Origin of the sequence: Ktedonobacter racemifer DSM 44963 (assembly GCF_000178855.1) — a bacterium.
Taxonomy (GTDB): Bacteria; Chloroflexota; Ktedonobacteria; order Ktedonobacterales; family Ktedonobacteraceae; genus Ktedonobacter; species Ktedonobacter racemifer.
On record NZ_ADVG01000003.1, the window covers coordinates 1,401,995 to 1,416,697 of the forward strand.

15 protein-coding genes are annotated in these 14,703 nt (G+C 53.0%); 9 read left to right on the plus strand and 6 right to left on the minus strand.

The annotated features are described in order from the left end of the window. The first annotated feature begins 32 nt into the window (after window positions 1–32). The 4 genes from KRAC_RS35090 to KRAC_RS35105 all read left to right on the plus strand — a co-directional run bounded on the left by KRAC_RS35090 (window position 33) and on the right by KRAC_RS35105 (window position 3,004). Window positions 33–785, plus strand: a complete 753-nt coding sequence (locus KRAC_RS35090; RefSeq protein ID WP_157507461.1) for a DUF2182 domain-containing protein — start codon at window positions 33–35, stop codon at window positions 783–785. A 385-nt stretch (window positions 786–1,170) separates the two neighbouring features. Then, a complete protein-coding gene (locus tag KRAC_RS35095; RefSeq protein ID WP_040445556.1) occupies window positions 1,171–1,797 on the plus strand; it encodes a hypothetical protein in 627 nt (208 codons plus the stop codon). 15 nt (window positions 1,798–1,812) lie between these two features. After that, on the plus strand, window positions 1,813–2,334 hold the full coding sequence (locus tag KRAC_RS35100; protein WP_007915655.1) for an AAA family ATPase: 522 nt from the start codon (window positions 1,813–1,815) through the stop codon (window positions 2,332–2,334). Window positions 2,335–2,395: 61 nt separating this feature from the next. Further along, window positions 2,396–3,004: a transglutaminase-like domain-containing protein gene (locus KRAC_RS35105; protein ID WP_007915657.1), complete on the plus strand. Its 609-nt coding sequence runs from the start codon at window positions 2,396–2,398 to the stop codon at window positions 3,002–3,004. Between the two features lie 120 nt (window positions 3,005–3,124). Here the strand turns inward: KRAC_RS35105 and KRAC_RS35110 are convergent, their stop codons facing one another. Both KRAC_RS35110 and KRAC_RS35115 read right to left on the minus strand, forming a co-directional pair. Further along, window positions 3,125–3,430 (minus strand): S24/S26 family peptidase, encoded by a 306-nt coding sequence (locus tag KRAC_RS35110; protein ID WP_007915659.1) that lies wholly within the window; start codon window positions 3,428–3,430, stop codon window positions 3,125–3,127. A gap of 68 nt (window positions 3,431–3,498) precedes the next feature. Further along, window positions 3,499–4,005, minus strand: coding sequence for a shikimate kinase (locus tag KRAC_RS35115; protein ID WP_007915660.1), 507 nt, complete (start codon window positions 4,003–4,005; stop codon window positions 3,499–3,501). A 551-nt stretch (window positions 4,006–4,556) separates the two neighbouring features. Between KRAC_RS35115 and KRAC_RS63135 the strand changes: the two genes are divergently transcribed. Next, window positions 4,557–5,174 carry a P-loop NTPase family protein gene (locus tag KRAC_RS63135; protein ID WP_007915662.1) on the plus strand — a complete coding sequence of 206 codons (618 nt, stop codon included), beginning with the start codon at window positions 4,557–4,559 and terminating at the stop codon, window positions 5,172–5,174. Window positions 5,175–5,237: 63 nt separating this feature from the next. Here the strand turns inward: KRAC_RS63135 and KRAC_RS35125 are convergent, their stop codons facing one another. Continuing rightward, a complete protein-coding gene (locus KRAC_RS35125) occupies window positions 5,238–6,032 on the minus strand; it encodes a PhzF family phenazine biosynthesis protein (protein ID WP_007915664.1) in 795 nt (264 codons plus the stop codon). A gap of 279 nt (window positions 6,033–6,311) precedes the next feature. Between KRAC_RS35125 and KRAC_RS35130 the strand changes: the two genes are divergently transcribed. The 3 genes from KRAC_RS35130 (at window position 6,312) to KRAC_RS35140 (ending at window position 9,755) form a co-directional block, all read left to right on the plus strand. Then, window positions 6,312–6,830: an HNH endonuclease gene (locus tag KRAC_RS35130; protein ID WP_169460979.1), complete on the plus strand. Its 519-nt coding sequence runs from the start codon at window positions 6,312–6,314 to the stop codon at window positions 6,828–6,830. Window positions 6,831–6,901: 71 nt separating this feature from the next. Beyond that, window positions 6,902–8,590: a serine hydrolase domain-containing protein gene (locus KRAC_RS35135; protein ID WP_157507463.1), complete on the plus strand. Its 1,689-nt coding sequence runs from the start codon at window positions 6,902–6,904 to the stop codon at window positions 8,588–8,590. 289 nt (window positions 8,591–8,879) lie between these two features. After that, window positions 8,880–9,755: a COG4705 family protein gene (locus tag KRAC_RS35140; RefSeq protein WP_007915668.1), complete on the plus strand. Its 876-nt coding sequence runs from the start codon at window positions 8,880–8,882 to the stop codon at window positions 9,753–9,755. A 139-nt stretch (window positions 9,756–9,894) separates the two neighbouring features. Here KRAC_RS35140 and KRAC_RS35145 read toward each other — a convergent pair whose 3' ends face one another. Together KRAC_RS35145 and KRAC_RS63140 are read right to left on the minus strand one after the other, a co-directional pair. Continuing rightward, on the minus strand, window positions 9,895–10,251 hold the full coding sequence (locus tag KRAC_RS35145; protein WP_007915669.1) for a hypothetical protein: 357 nt from the start codon (window positions 10,249–10,251) through the stop codon (window positions 9,895–9,897). 82 nt (window positions 10,252–10,333) lie between these two features. Then, entirely contained in the window at window positions 10,334–12,247 is a 1,914-nt protein-coding gene (locus KRAC_RS63140) for a serine/threonine-protein kinase (protein WP_244422416.1), read from the minus strand. 152 nt (window positions 12,248–12,399) lie between these two features. Here KRAC_RS63140 and KRAC_RS35155 point away from each other — a divergent pair, with 152 nt between their 5' ends. Further along, a complete protein-coding gene (locus KRAC_RS35155) occupies window positions 12,400–12,819 on the plus strand; it encodes a hypothetical protein (RefSeq protein ID WP_007915671.1) in 420 nt (139 codons plus the stop codon). A gap of 132 nt (window positions 12,820–12,951) precedes the next feature. Here the strand turns inward: KRAC_RS35155 and KRAC_RS35160 are convergent, their stop codons facing one another. Next, window positions 12,952–14,529 carry an MDR family MFS transporter gene (locus tag KRAC_RS35160; protein ID WP_052568811.1) on the minus strand — a complete coding sequence of 526 codons (1,578 nt, stop codon included), beginning with the start codon at window positions 14,527–14,529 and terminating at the stop codon, window positions 12,952–12,954. Window positions 14,530–14,703 lie beyond the last annotated feature (174 nt).

The following is a 14,703-nucleotide window of genomic DNA, read 5'->3' on the forward strand; positions in this document are numbered from 1 at the left end:
CCGCATGGCGCAATCTTTAGATGGCTGAGGTGATGACATTACCAAACGCGTCGAAGCACGCGCAAGCCTGGATGGCGACGCATTTTCTAGCTCTGCTGGCCTGGATCCCTACGCTGGTGCACGCCTGGAGCATGCCCCCTGGTCATCAATATGGGCCGATGGGTTTAAGCTTTCCTGCCTTCCTGTTGTATTGGACTGTTATGATGATCGCGATGATGCTGCCCTCCCTCGCACCTGTGTTCTCGCTCCACCTTGCTGTATTACGCCTGGAGGACGAGGTAACCTTCCGCCCGCTTATGCGTGGTGGCGGCTTTCTCCTCGGCTATATCCTCGCCTGGTCCCTCACCGGCATCCCCGTCTATGGACTTTCGCTCGCCGCTGGCTATCTCGCGTCACATACTCCGATGCTGGCGAGCATCCTGGGATCTGCATTGCTTATAGCTATAGGGATCTACCAACTAACGCCGCTGGCCAGGCGCTGCCTGGTGCACTGCAACCCTGTGCTAAGTTCTGGCTGTTATCTTCATGTGATGTCAGGCGGGCTGGCGAATGTCAGGGCGGGCATCGGAAATGGTTTCTACTGCCTGGGGGCCTGCGGAGGGCTAATGCTGATCATGCTTGTCGTCGGGCTGATGAATATTCCCTGGATGCTGGGTCTGACCGCGCTAATCTTCTGCCTGAAGGTATGGGGGCAGGGAGCGCGCCTCAGTTTAATAGTTGGTATTGGCCTGGTGCTCATGGGTATTCTGGCCCTCTTTTATCCCGCGTTGCTGCCTGGCGTGTGAGTCTGCTACTGGCGTATGTGGCTATTGCGGCTGGGATGGCTCTCCAGGCCGGTAGGGATCAGCTTCAGCGCGTCCGAACGCCATTCATGGCAGTTCGGCATAAGCCAAAACCTTTTATGGGAAACAGTCATCCCATTCCACGAAATGGTTCTTATGGAATGTTTTTGGGCTACGCCTACAGGCGATCAATCGCCTTCGGACGCGCTAAAGCTGGTCCCTACCGAAAAGAAGTGATTAGCTTCTATTGTAAATAATACTGCTTTTGCATTTATTGTTGATGTGATGGACTCAACGTGGATCCCGTTTACTCGTGCCTATGTGCTACACTGTGCGAAAATACGTATTTAAGCTAAGCCTTAAATGGCTTATGCTGGGGAAGAAGCGCATGGGAACCTATATTGCAATATATGTGGAGCAGCGCATCGGCGATGAGTGGTATTTTGTTGGACAAATGGTCGAGAATGAAATTCATCAGTACGATCCAGATGATGCCCTGGAGTATCGTCCTGACTCGATTTATGATATGCAAAACTATGCCCTCTTTGCTATTCTTGCGGGTGTGAGAAATGATCGGGAAGAGCTATTTATGCCTATCGCTCCCCTTAGAGGTCTACCAGATGATCTCTCGGCTGAATTACAGATTTGGTATAACTATGTGCTCTTTGATGAAGAAACAGGCGAATTTCATACAGAGAGTTTGCGGGCAAGCTGGTTGACGCTGGAGGAGCTAGCTCGCTTTGACTGGCATGGTAAGCGTAGAAAAGTGTACGCCCGTGTAGATAAGCGTGTAAAGCACCTTTTCCATCCAGATAGCTCTCCCACCTGGAAAGATTGGCCAAAGGATATTCCAATCAGTTACCATCATACAAGCAAAGATAGTCCTTATTGCAACGCAATCTGGACGGAAACATATGCAGAGGCTGCGGGATCTTTTCTAACAGAAATACTTGATGGGCTCCTAAATGTATATGGTCACACAAGCGACGTTCGCCTGGTCTTCGATTTCCATTAGAAGGTATTCAATAAAATGATCATTCTTATTAATGGTTCGTTCGCGGTAGGGAAGACGACGACTGCTGAGTTGCTGGTGCAGCGACTTTATCATAGTATGCTCTATGATCCAGAGGTTGTGGGGGCTGGCCTCGCGCATATCGCGAGGTCCATTGAAAAGTTTGAGGATTTTCAGGATTTGACGGCGTGGCGTCCTCTGGTGGTCGAGACGGCACGTGTGCTGAAGCAGGTCTACGGGCGGACGCTGGTCATGCCTATGACCATATGGCACCGTCCCTATTTTGAGGAGATTACCGCTGGCTTGCGCCAGGTTGATCCACAGCTCTATCACTTCTGCCTCACAGCACGCGAGGAGACACTGTACGCTCGCTTAGAGCAGCGGCAGCATGAGCATACGGTGGAATCCCTGGCCTGGATTCGTGAGCGTTTCCAGCGCTGTCTCGCAGCCTTTGAGTCGCCCGCCTTCGCCACACATATCCCGACCGACGAGAAGAGTCCCGCAGAAATTGTCGAGGAGATCTTGTGCCAGATACGTTAGCAGTCAAGAGCTGTCACAGGCAGGCAGAGAAGCCAGGCAATACTATTGGAAGGTAAATAACATGCAACTTGAGTGTGAGATTTCCCAGATAGATGTATATCTTCGCGAAGATGAGATCATAAACTATTCTCATCCCCTGGTACGCCAGGCAATACAACAATTACAGTTAGCATCCGAGTTGGAAGTAGAGCGCGTTCAGCAGACATTTGAGTTTGTGCGCGATACCATTCCTCACTCATGGGATGTGCAAAATCCCCAGGTAACATGCACCGCCTCCGAGGTGTTACAGTACCAGACAGGCATCTGTTATGCTAAATCCCACCTACTAGCTGCTCTCCTGCGAGGGCAGGGTATCCCCACAGGCTTTTGCTATCAGCGCTTGACGCTGGGGGACACGCCTGAGACGGGCTACTCGGTCCATGCCCTTAACGCCGCCTATCTCCCATCGCTTCAAAGATGGGTACGCCTTGATGCACGCGGCAACAAACCAGGCGTACAGGCGGAGTTCTCGCTGGCGCAGGAGAAACTGGCCTTTCCTGTGCGCCCAGAGTTAGACGAAATAGACTATCCCACTATCTACAGTCATCCGCATCCCAAAGTTGTCGCACCCTTGCAACAGCATAGTGATAGCCTACATATGTACCAGAACGCCTTGCCTGAGAGGCTGTGAACAGCCAGACCCCTGCTCGCAGAGCTTGGTAGGATGACCATGCCTCACATTACCTCTCCTGGGTACGAAAAGCGGCCTACCAGCGGTAGTCCGTTGATCCATCTGGTTCGCGAGATTCCTCTAACGTCTCTCGATCTGAACTGCCCGCCCATAGATGGCATGAGGCCCAACCCAACCATTAATGCCTCCGCGATTATTTCCAATCAGAAACCGTTTTTGGTCAATGGCCTTAATCAAGTGCAGATAGACGTTGCCTTTGATCTGCACCAGAACAATGTCGCCTACCCGTAACTGCTCTGGAGAACACGGCTGGAGGGTAACGCGATCTCCATCGTTGACTTTCCCATTCATCGAATGACCCCGTGGCTTGATCTGTGCTTGTTGTCCTTCCCGTAGCTTTTCTATGGCAAATGTTGCCCAATTCATTTGAGAACTCCTTTTCCCTGAAGCTCGTTCTTTGTTATCGCTCTGTACGTTCATTACGCGAGACGGGGTCAAGTATGCCTGACCAGTCGGAGCAGGGTCGCCATGACATCCTCGAGACTAGCACTGGTATCGATCTCGTGTCCCGCGGCACGTCGTAGCAATGGCTCGACCGTTTCTACTAAACCAAGCACACGAGCGATTTCGTCGGGATGCTTCCCATACTGATTGTTTGTCCTTGTGCGCAAGCGTTCAACGATGACGTCAGTGGGCGCACTCAGCAGTACGACGTGGTTGAACTGGGAAAGGAACTTCCGCATATTCTCCGCGCATCCGCTCAGGAACAGCACATCGGTGTCCTCAGTAGACAGGAGGTCTTGAATGCGGTCCTCTCGCCACACCCAGTCCCTATCCACTTCGACCGGTGACTCTAAGGTGCCAGCGTTGCTGGTGACCTCCACCCACTCTGAGAATTCATCGCAGTCCGCATCCACGGCCTTATATCCACGTGCGGCAAGCTCACTGATTATCGTGGATTTACCGGTTCCAGACATCCCCGTCAGGAGAATTCGCTTCACGATGATATCCCTTTCTCTGCTTGATAACGCTTAGGATCATGTTGTGATTGCGATGGGTCTTTGAGGAAGCATAACGTACGTTGAGGGGAAAAACAACCTGGTGGAGGATATCGGGATGCCCGTCATGTTTTTGATGTGATGCCTTCTTTGCAAAAAATGATATACCCCGGACCCAAGCGGGCATTTACTTTTTGTGCTGCCTTGTGTATACTGGCCGGGTAAATAGATATTCTTCATGAAGGAGCGAGTATGCCGGCTCATTGCTAACGTATGCCTGGAAGTGTATGACGGAGGAAGGCCACTGTCGCCTGGTGCGGCAAGGGTTTGTTTTGTCTGTCATAAGAGTAGGGCAGGGCGTTAGCAATTTCTCCCAGAGGTTCGGCGGCTCTCACAAGCTTCTTTAATCCTCAACTTCGATCCTCATGCGAAATTGTCTCCCTATCACGGCACAAGGCGGTGGTCCTCTTTCGCGTGCATTTCTGGCATTTTTTCACTCAAGGTTTTGTGAAACTTGCGCTTTTACACACTAAAATGTACCGAAAGAGAGACATATGGCAAAAATTTGTATTCTTGGTGGCCCTGGCAGCGGGAAGACGACTCTGGCTCAGGACCTGGCTCGCAAGCTTGATATACCTCATCACGATCTGGATAAAATTGGCTGGAAGCGTGGCAATGACATGCTGGCCTGGGTGGAGGATGCCGCCGTTATCGCGGAGCAATCCGCGTGGATCGCCGAGGGCATCTATATTATCTCGACCGATCCCCTTATCTATCAGGCCGATTATATTGTGTTGCTTGAGGTGCCCTGGCTTGTCGCGGTCTGGCGCGTCTTGCGTCGCCATATTGCTAAAACTCTGCGCGGCACCAATCCCTATCCTACAAAGCTGCTTTTCAACTTCATGAAGAACACGCGTAGCTATGGCATTGGCAATATTGAATCTGATCCCACTGTGGTCGAGGCTGTGCGAATGTATCGTGAAGAGGATAGGGCCAGTGCTGGACTTGCTAGTGCAGAGGTCTTAATCAAGCGCCTGGAGCGGTGTCAAAAGACGATACCGCTGACCGCGGCTTTTATGCGCGTCTATCTAGAGAAGCATTGGGAGCGTGTCTTTATTATCCGAAACAATGTTGATCGAGAGCGTCTAATCGCGCTGCTTGTCAATGAATAAATCCAAGTATTGCAGCAGAAGGGCCCTGGCGTTCGCCAGGGCCCTTCTGCTGCAATACTTGGATTAAGAAAGTAGTTCGCCGCGCAGGGTGGTTAGGGCCTGTCCTCCAAGGTGCACGCGCTCGCCATCCAGGCGGACGCGGACAACTCCCCCACGTGCTGAGGCCTGGTAGCCGGTAAGCTGGTCGCGGCCTAGTTGCTTGCTCCAGAAGGGGCTGAGAGCGCAGTGGGCTGAGCCTGTCACGGGATCTTCATTGATGCCTACGCTGGGGCAGAAGAAGCGCGAGACAAAATCATAGTCATGGTTAGCGTCGGCTTGCGCGGTGACGATGATGCCGCGAGCCGGGATAGTCACCAGGCGCGCGAAATCTGGTTGGAGGCCGCGCACGACCGCTTCAGATTCGAGCCTGGCAATATAGTCGAGCTGGCTTTTACCGATATAGAGTGGTGTCGCACCAAGGCTCTCGGCAAAGATGGGTAAGATCTCCGCTTGCTCCTCGGGCTTGGCGGGAAAGTTGAGTTCGATCCACTCACCAACCTTGTTGGCTGTCAGGAGACCAGCCCTGGTATGGAAGCGAGCCTGGGCATCGCTTGCCAGGTAGCCCTGGCCCCAGAGGGTATGTGCGCTGGCCAGGGTGCCATGCCCACACAACTCCAGCTCGACTTTGGCCGAGAACCAGCGCAGGTTGTAACCATTATCCTGGGGATAGATAAAGGCGGTCGCGGCCTGGTTCATCTCACTGGCGACGCGTAGCAACCAGGCATCCTCACGAGGTCCATCCAGTACTACGACTGCCGCCGCATTGCCCGCGAAGGGCGTATTTGTAAAGGCATCCACAAAAAATACGGGAAGGCTCATTTGTCTCTCCTTCATCTCTTCTTTTATTGCCAGATTATCCGCCATTGTAGTAGGAAGCAGCCTTCTCGTCTACAGCCAAATGGACCTACTTAGAGAGCCAAAGTATGTTTAAGTCTGTTAGCTTTCTTAAAGGCATAAAATGAGGTTGTATAGAACGTATAGAAAATTATGCTTGCATGCGTATATTTGAAATAGGGCGTGGCTGGGAATTGGCTCTGGGAACATAGCACGATGTTTGAGAGGGCAGGAGTGTCGTAGTAAAAGCAATGAGGTGAGCTTGTGAGAAATATATCTATGCTGGGAAGTGTACTTGTGCTTTCTTTCGTCCTCTTGTTTGGTATGTACAGCCCTGTGAGCGCTGCAACCATGCATGATCAGGGGCAGCATACCTATGCGGCGCAGGCGTGCCAGGCGAATGGTCCGTATCCTGATGCAACGTGTACTCCTGGGGCTATCTTTAGCAATGCGACTACGAAGGAGGTTTGTACTCCTGGTTATGCCAGTTCGGTGCGGAATGTCTCGCAGAGTACCAAGCGTAAGGTTTATGCCAGCTATGGTATTAGTAGTTACAGGCCCGGGCAGTACGAGGTCGATCACTTTATCTCGCTTGGGCTGGGTGGGTCCAATGCCATCTCTAATCTCTGGCCTGAGGCTGGTAGCCCTTTTCCCGGTTATCGCGAGAAAAACGTGGTGGAGAATTATCTGCATAACGAGGTCTGTTCTGGTGCATTAAGCCTGAGCGATGCCCAGTATAAAATCTCTCATGACTGGGTGGCGGTCTACAACAGCATCAAGTAGCTCTTGACAGCTTGCTATGCATTGAAGACAATAGGGACCTGATTTGATTTAGAGCTCTGGGAATGAAGGTTATGATGACATTAGAGCAGCAGGTCGAGGAGAAGATCGATGCCTTGTTCCAGGCATATAATCAGGAGGATACTCCGGGTTGCGCGGTTGGCGTTCTGCGCGATGGAGAGCTGATCTTTAAGCGGGGGTATGGCGTGGCGAATCTGGAGCATGATGTGCCGATTACGCCGCGTACCGTTTTCTGCCTGGCCTCGCAGGCAAAGCAGTTTACAGGGATGTGCATCGCTTTGCTGGAGGAGGCAGGGCGTCTCTCGCTTGAGGATGATATTCGCAAATACCTTCCGGAGTTTCCCGATTATGGTCCGCGTATCACGCTGGCTCACCTGCTGCACCAGTGTAGCGGCATTCGCGATTACTATGTGCTCGCGCTCTTCATGGCTGGTGTCAAATTTCACGATTACTTGAATCGGGACGAGGCGCTAGAGATTCTTCTGGCACAGCGTGAGCTGATCTTTCAGCCTGGCGAGCGCTTTCACTACTCGAACTCTAATTACTTCCTACTCTCGCTGATGATTGAGCGCATTACGGGTCAGACTCTGAGCCAGTTTAGCCAGAAGCACATTTATGAGCCGCTGGGCATGCAGAATACCTGCTTCCGCGAGAATCACTCTCTGCCTATCAAGCAGCGCGCGACTGGCTATGGTCGTTTCCCCCTGCGCAATGAAGAGCCAGGAAGCGACCAGTTTGATATGGGTGAAGCAACTCATTTTACCTGTACTAACGAGTTAGAGCTGACTGGTGACGACGGCGTGTGGAGCTGTATCGAAGACCTGGCGCTCTGGTATCAGAATCTCTCGGTCAATCGCCTGGGACAGGGCAGACCAGAGCTTATAGAACGTTATCTGACTCCTGGCCGCTTACTTGATGGGACAAGCACGGGCTATGCCTATGGGCTATGTGTGGGGACCAGGAATGGCGCGCCTTTCATTGATCACCGGGGTTGGACTTGTGGCTATGTCGCGGTTTGTGAGCACTATGTCGGAGAGCGCCTATCCCTCTTCATCCTCTCCAACACCTCACGTCTGCTGCCCTGGGAGTATACCGGGCGTCTGCGGGCTATCCTGCTCGATGAGTCTGAGCAACCATCCGCACCTGTCGCAAGCAGAGCGCCATACATCTTGAGCAAGGCGGAGCGTGCATGTGTGACAGGTTCCTATCATTGTCCCGAGAATGCCTATGTCTGGCAAATAGCGGATGTAGAAGGTCGCCTGTGTGTTACCGTCAACGGCCTTGATGAGGTCGAGTTGTTGCCGCGCGAGAAGCACACCTTTGAGATCTCTGATGGAAGCTACCAGGTTACGGTTGTTCCCGGTAAAAGTGGTGTGCATGCTCACCTGGAGGTCTCTCGTGGCGAGCGTACCTGGACCTTTCTTCCTTTCCGCTCTTCACCCTTGAGCGAGCCTGAGGCGCAGGCCTATGCGGGAGTCTACCATTGTGAGGAACTCGCTACCACCTATGATGTGAGCATTGAGGATGGACGCGTCTGCCTGCGCAATCGCAATCGCCATCGCTGTGGCCTGGACCTTGCTTTCGAGCCTACCGTAGGTGATCTCTGCTACAAATATGATTCGTGGGTTGATGATGTAGTGATCGAGTTCCAGCGGGATCCCGAGAGTACTATTTACGCCTTCGTCTTTCGCAGCCATAGGGGGGATGCCTGTGAGCGCCTGCGTTTTGAGCGCATAGGGTAGCCGTATCCTCCCAGGCGTCGCTCCTGTAGCCGTGTACGCCAGGAGTGGGCTCCTTTTGGTCCTATCTCTGCCGGATCATTTTATGTTTTAACTTCTTGTATGTTAGAATATAGGCTACATTGGCCTTGATAGCACATTGCTAGCGTTCAATTGGCCTTACTTTGTCTTGAATTTATAAATGCGGTTATATAAATATATTTGCTCACTAAATGATGACCGCAGATGATGACATGCTAAAGATGATCAATGAATATATAGCACTATTGTCGTTAATTAGGAGAATGAGCATTTGAGTAAAACCATACCACCACATCGATCAGATACAGATTCCACATTCCCCAACCCTTCCCTTTCGCCCACCAGCTATCAGTCCACGCAGGATAATGCTGTCCAGCCCGGGCAGCTTGCTTTACAAGCCCTGAAAAAGGTTCCTGAAATAACGGTTTATTTCTGGATCATCAAATTGTTGACCACTGCCATGGGCGAGGTGACCTCGGACTTTCTCGTGAACCACATGGCTCCGGAAATCGCGGTTGGCCTTGGGTTCATTGGATTTGTAGTGGCGTTGCTATTGCAGTTCGTGGTGCGCCGCTATGTACCCTGGATCTACTGGCTAGCCGCTGCCATGGTTGCCGTATTTGGCACGATGGCCGCCGATGTACTACACATAGGGTTAGGTGTTCCGTATATCGTATCAAGCGTCCTATTTCTGGTCGCACTGGTCGTCATTTTTGCCGTCTGGTATCTAAGCGAGAAGACGCTATCCATTCATAGCATCTACACGCGTCGCCGCGAGCTATTCTACTGGGCCACGGTCATGGCGACGTTTGCGCTTGGCACCGCCGTAGGTGATCTGACCGCGATGACCGCCCATTTGGGTTATTTCGCCTCAGGCGTGCTGTTCATCGTATTGATCGCTCTGCCAGCTCTGGCCTACTGGTTGCTTGGTCTGAATGAGATCATCGCCTTCTGGCTCGCCTATATCCTGACCAGGCCGCTTGGTGCCTCATTTGCAGACTGGGCAGGCAAGGAGCCAAGCGCCGGTGGAGCTGGCCTGGGTACGGGCTGGGTCAGCCTTGCTCTGACAATCTTGATTATTGCCTTTGTTGCTTATGTAACGGTCACTCGCAAGGATGTCAAGAGCGACGGGGAGCGACGCTACTAAAGTACGCGTCTACATATAATGATCCATCTGCCTCTTTTGAAGTTGGTAGTGTTGTCTGTATTGCGGACTCAGTCCGCAATACAGACAACACTACCAACTTTTTGTGAGCGCCGCAGGCTCGACTACCGAAGAGAATTTGTCAGGCTGGATCTTTGTGTTCAAGGCCGTCGTGATAGCGATGTTGGCTCCAGTAGATGAAGAGCAGGGGGGCCGGGAGGGTTGAGAGGAGTAGCGCCAGGAAGATGCCGAAGCTAAAGGTAATGCGTCCCAGCGAGCCGGAATAGGCATAGAGCATGCCCCAGAGCAAGATGCCCGCGGCAAGAATGCAGGTAATCAGGGGGAGAATCCAGTCGTAGAGGAGCCTCGAGAGGTCGTGTAGGCGGCTGGGAAAGACAAAGCGAATAAAGCCCATGAGTAGGAGGAAGTCCACCAGGGGGAGCGCTCCAACACTCAGGCCCAGCAGAAAAGCCACAAATTGATGAAAATCCCTCATCATAGATGTAACCGTTTTATGCTCTATTTTGTCCACGTTTTTCTTAAAAAGAAGTATACCACCTTTTGCATAGATGTAAAAGAATTTAATGGCAGCTTTCTGATGGGGCGGCGCTTTTTGTGATGGAGTTGGGGCGGGTCGTGGTGACGATGCCGGTGTGTTCAACGTCGAGCTTTATGAGGTTGAGCAGGTTGAGCGAGATGGTTAGCTGGCGACTAAAGTTAAAGCTCTGGCTGGTTTCACCTGCGGCGAAGGTGAGCGTGGTTGTATTATAGCTTGCTCCGTTATCGGATGAGTATTTGACGTCGACCTCGCCGCCAGGGCTGTTGTCGCTGACAGTAACAGTCGCGATATAGGTAACGGTGGCGATGCCGCCACAGGAGGTCGAGATGGTAGGGGGATCGAATGCGATATTGATTCCCTGTACCTGGAAGGGATTGGTCGTGGTTGTTCCAGTTGGGGTGGGTGTGAGCGATGTGACTGTACTGGTCGCCCTGGCTTTTGAGACAGGAGTGGTCGCTCCTACTACTCCAGCACTTGTTGGACTTGGTCGAACACCTCCAGGTGTGTTGCCAGTGGTCGGACGGGCTGTCGCTATTGGTGTCTGAGTACCTGGAGAGCTACCAGGCACAAGGGTCGAGGTATGGTCATTGAGGACTGTGTTTAGCACGAAGGTACCCAGAAGGGCGAGCAGGATCAGAAGAATGATTGCAGCCAGGAGAAACCGCCTGCGCTTCTCTTTCCGCCCTTTATTCTTATCGTCGCCTGTGTTCCAGGTGGGGAGAGGGGGTTCTTGCCCACCATCATCTATATTGGCTGGTTTGAATATAGAGGCTGACCCGGATTGTTCGAGTTTGCTAGATATCTGCTTCAGTTGAATCTCGCCTGGTAGGGGTAAGGGAGCTGGCGGGGCGTCGCCAGGGTCGTTAGGCTCGCTTGTATGGAGTGAGGGTTCTTGCCAATCTACCCCTGTAATGGGTGATGACGGGGTGCCATACTCGCTTGAGGGAGTCTGGGGACTGCTTGCGATTTGGAATGAGGCGTTCTGTGAAACGGAATGAAACTGGGTGTGGAAAAGTTGGCTGGGCAATTCGGTGCTGAACTCCGAGGTAGAGCGCTCAAGCACCAGTTCGTCTGACTCAGTTGGACCATAGATAGCCTGGTGAAAGGCCTGAGCGAAGGCGGCGATGGTCGGATAGCGCTCCTCGGGCTTCTTCGCCAGGCCGCGCTGAATAACCGCGCTTACCCCGGGAGAGATCTCTGGATTAAACTGGCTGGCATCGGGTGGCGCGGTCTGGATATGCTGGTAAAGGATGCTAACGGCATCACCTTGAAAGGGATACTGTCCGGTGAGCAGCTTATAGGTCATAATTGCGAGGGAATATTGATCGCTGGCGGGTACAGCCTCCCCTCGCCACTGTTCGGGGGCCATGTAATTTGGTGTGCCACGCGCATGCTTACTTGAATTGGAGTTGTCCAGGCGCAGGCGAGCCAGGCCAAAGTCCGAGAGCAGGAGGTGAGGGACGTCAGGCTGCACATGGCTATTACTGACCAGGAAGTTCGATGATTTCACATCCTGGTGGATGATATGATGATCATGGGCATACTGAAGGGCGTTCGCGGCCTGGCGCACGATCTGTGCAACCATCTGAGGGGGCAGCAGCGTCGCGCGGCGGCGCTTGCGCAGCCAGATATCGAGTGAGCCTTCGGCATGATACGGCATCACGAGATAGGTTAGCTGGGCGGCATTCAACGTAGTTTCCCCATAATCAAAGAGGGGTAAAATATGAGGATGATCAAGCATCGAAATTGTCCGTGCCTCACGCTGAAATAGGCGCAACGCCTTGCTGCTTGTCTCGCTGCCCTCATCCTCATCTTCCTCAGTGCGAACGACCTTGATCGCGACCTGGCGCGCGAGGCGTATGTCGTCCGCGAGATAGATCTCTCCCATGCCCCCACTTCCCACCAGCCGAAGCAAGCGGTAATTATGTATCTGCAATCCGTCGAGCGGCATCTCTTATCCCTGACGACCCTTAAAATAAATATAACTATCCCAATAACCTCTTCTATTTTACCAAATAACAGGTATTTGTGCAATGGTTAAAAGGTAAAACAGTGAAAAATAGGTAGTAAAAAAAGAAGGAGGACACGGTGCTCGAAAAAATTAATCATGCTCAGGGTCAGGTACTGAATGGGGACCGAGAAGGTGCACAGAGACTTTACATTGAAATGTGGGATGAGGCATTGCGTACTGAGGACCAGTACCAGGCATGCGTTGTCGCCCACTTTATGGCCCATGCCTGCACTGAACCAGGAGAGCAGCTGCTATGGCACCAGCGCGCCCTGAAGGCAGCCGAGGCCGTAGGAGACGAACGCGTACAGGGATTTTTTCCCTCGCTTTATGCGAACCTGGGCGAGATTTGTCTGCGCCTTGGTGACCACGAACAAGCTCGCGCATATGCAAGCAGAGCGCAGGGAGTCGCGCACCTCTTACAGGATGATGGATATGGACGCATGATAGCCTCGCTGATTGAACGCGTATTGCAAGCTACCGAGAAGAGCGGAGCATAGCATATGGAGCCAGAAAGACCGTAGGGTCCATGCTGGCATGGACTCCGAGCGCAGCGACTACCCAGCGGTTGGGTATCGGCCTGTGGGCCTCGGAGTTTATGCCAGCATGGACCCTACAATTGCACCAAGATGCTATTTAGACGCTGGAACAGATTGTTTTTCAGCCGTTGCATCAGCCTCTTCAACTGCCTGGTCTGGCGAGGCGGTGACGAAGGGCACGTCTTTGAGGAAGAAGGTCACGAGCAGCGCGATGATCGTGAAGAGCAGCACGGCTACGAAGCCGTGTTGGAGCGCGGTGGCGAGGGAGAGCTTACCGGCCTCAGTACTCGGCAGGCTGCGCATCACATCACTGGAGGCGGAGCTATTGACCACGGTTCCCACAATGGCGATGCCCAGCGTCGCGCCCAGTTGTCCCAGGTATCTGTTTGCCGCCGTGCCGACGCCCAGGCGACTGGCTGGCAGAACGTTCTGCGCGACTGCTGTGAGGGAGAAGAACGTCCCGGTGCCGATGCCCGCCAGGATCATGAATCCAATGGCCTGCCACAGGCTGGTTGAGGGCGTCATCAGCGTGAAGAAGAAGGTACCAATTCCCATCAGCAGCGCTCCGATGATGGTAACAAGCTGGTAACGCTTGAGCGCGCCGATGATGGGACCTGCCAGCATCGCGCCAACCACCATGCTTATAGAGAGGGGCGTCATGACCAGGCCAGCGATGGTGGGCGAGACAGAGAGCACTCCCTGCAAGTAGAGAGGGAGGTAGAGCGAGAGGCCCATCAACACCATCATCTGGAGCATGGTCAAAAGCGCGGCGCAGCTCCAGACCTGATTGCGGAACAGGTCCAGGGGCAGGATGGGTTCGGCGACCCTGCGCTCGACCAGGATAAACAGGAGAAAGAGGACTACGCCAATACCCATCAAGCCAAGGACTTGAGGTGAGTTCCAGGCATACATCTGTGAACTGCCCCAGGTCAGTCCCAGCATCAGGCAGACGGTCGCGACCGTGGAGAGAACCGCGCCCAGAAAATCGATATGCCGTATCGCCGCCAGGCCCGTTTTTTCACTGGTGCGGACCGAGAGGTGGGCTGGCAAGAAGAAGAGCAGCGCGATGACTGCGATTAAGCCTACAGGCAGATTGATATAGAAAACCCAGCGCCAGCGGCTGCTTGTAGTCACAAAGTTCCCAATAAGCGGTCCATGCTCAGTAAGCCAGCCGCCAAGCGTTGGACCAAAGAGATTGGAGACACCATACACGATGCCGAAGAGGCTTGACCATTTGGCTCGCTCGGCTGGAGGAAAGAGATCGCCAACCACGGTCGCGACCAGGGCCATGCCAATGCCCGCGCCCATCCCTTGTAGCGCGCGGAAGAAGATCAATTGATTCATCGTCTGCGATGCCCCGGCCAGGAGTGAACCTATGAGAAAGAGAGCAGTACCACCAAGCAGAAACCACTTGCGGCCAAACTGGTCGGAGAGTTTGCCTACAATTGGTACCATGCTCATTGTGGTCAGCACATAGGCCGTCACAACCCAGGTGTAGCGATCTAACCCATGCAGCTCGGCGATGATGCGCGGCATGGCGGTCCCCACAACCGTCTGGTCCAGAGCCTCCAGGAAGAGAGAGAGCATCAGCGCGATCAGCACGCTAGCCAGCGCGAAACCTCGCAGGCGGATCTGGCTGGATGTCGTGTTAGTCATGGATGCAGTACTCATCGAGTATTTTCTCTTTCATACTATGTCAATGTATCGCTTATCTATTACCTAAAGTATGTTCAGTATATTATAAAAGGAAGCCCTAATCACCTGATTTACCAGGCATAAGGGTGAGTGATTGGAAGATTTCTCTGAAAGCAATCCAACAAATTGTAATTGTAGGGTCCAGGCTAG

Coding starts and splice junctions, on each gene's coding strand:
- KRAC_RS35090 (WP_157507461.1), top strand. CDS start 33: ATGACATTACCAAACGCGTCGAAGCACGCGCAAGCCTGGATGGCGACG.
- KRAC_RS35095 (WP_040445556.1), top strand. CDS start 1,171: ATGGGAACCTATATTGCAATATATGTGGAGCAGCGCATCGGCGATGAG.
- KRAC_RS35100 (WP_007915655.1), top strand. CDS start 1,813: ATGATCATTCTTATTAATGGTTCGTTCGCGGTAGGGAAGACGACGACT.
- KRAC_RS35105 (WP_007915657.1), top strand. CDS start 2,396: ATGCAACTTGAGTGTGAGATTTCCCAGATAGATGTATATCTTCGCGAA.
- KRAC_RS35110 (WP_007915659.1), bottom strand. CDS start 3,430: ATGAATTGGGCAACATTTGCCATAGAAAAGCTACGGGAAGGACAACAA.
- KRAC_RS63135 (WP_007915662.1), top strand. CDS start 4,557: ATGGCAAAAATTTGTATTCTTGGTGGCCCTGGCAGCGGGAAGACGACT.
- KRAC_RS35125 (WP_007915664.1), bottom strand. CDS start 6,032: ATGAGCCTTCCCGTATTTTTTGTGGATGCCTTTACAAATACGCCCTTC.
- KRAC_RS35135 (WP_157507463.1), top strand. CDS start 6,902: ATGATGACATTAGAGCAGCAGGTCGAGGAGAAGATCGATGCCTTGTTC.
- KRAC_RS35145 (WP_007915669.1), bottom strand. CDS start 10,251: ATGATGAGGGATTTTCATCAATTTGTGGCTTTTCTGCTGGGCCTGAGT.
- KRAC_RS35160 (WP_052568811.1), bottom strand. CDS start 14,529: ATGAGTACTGCATCCATGACTAACACGACATCCAGCCAGATCCGCCTG.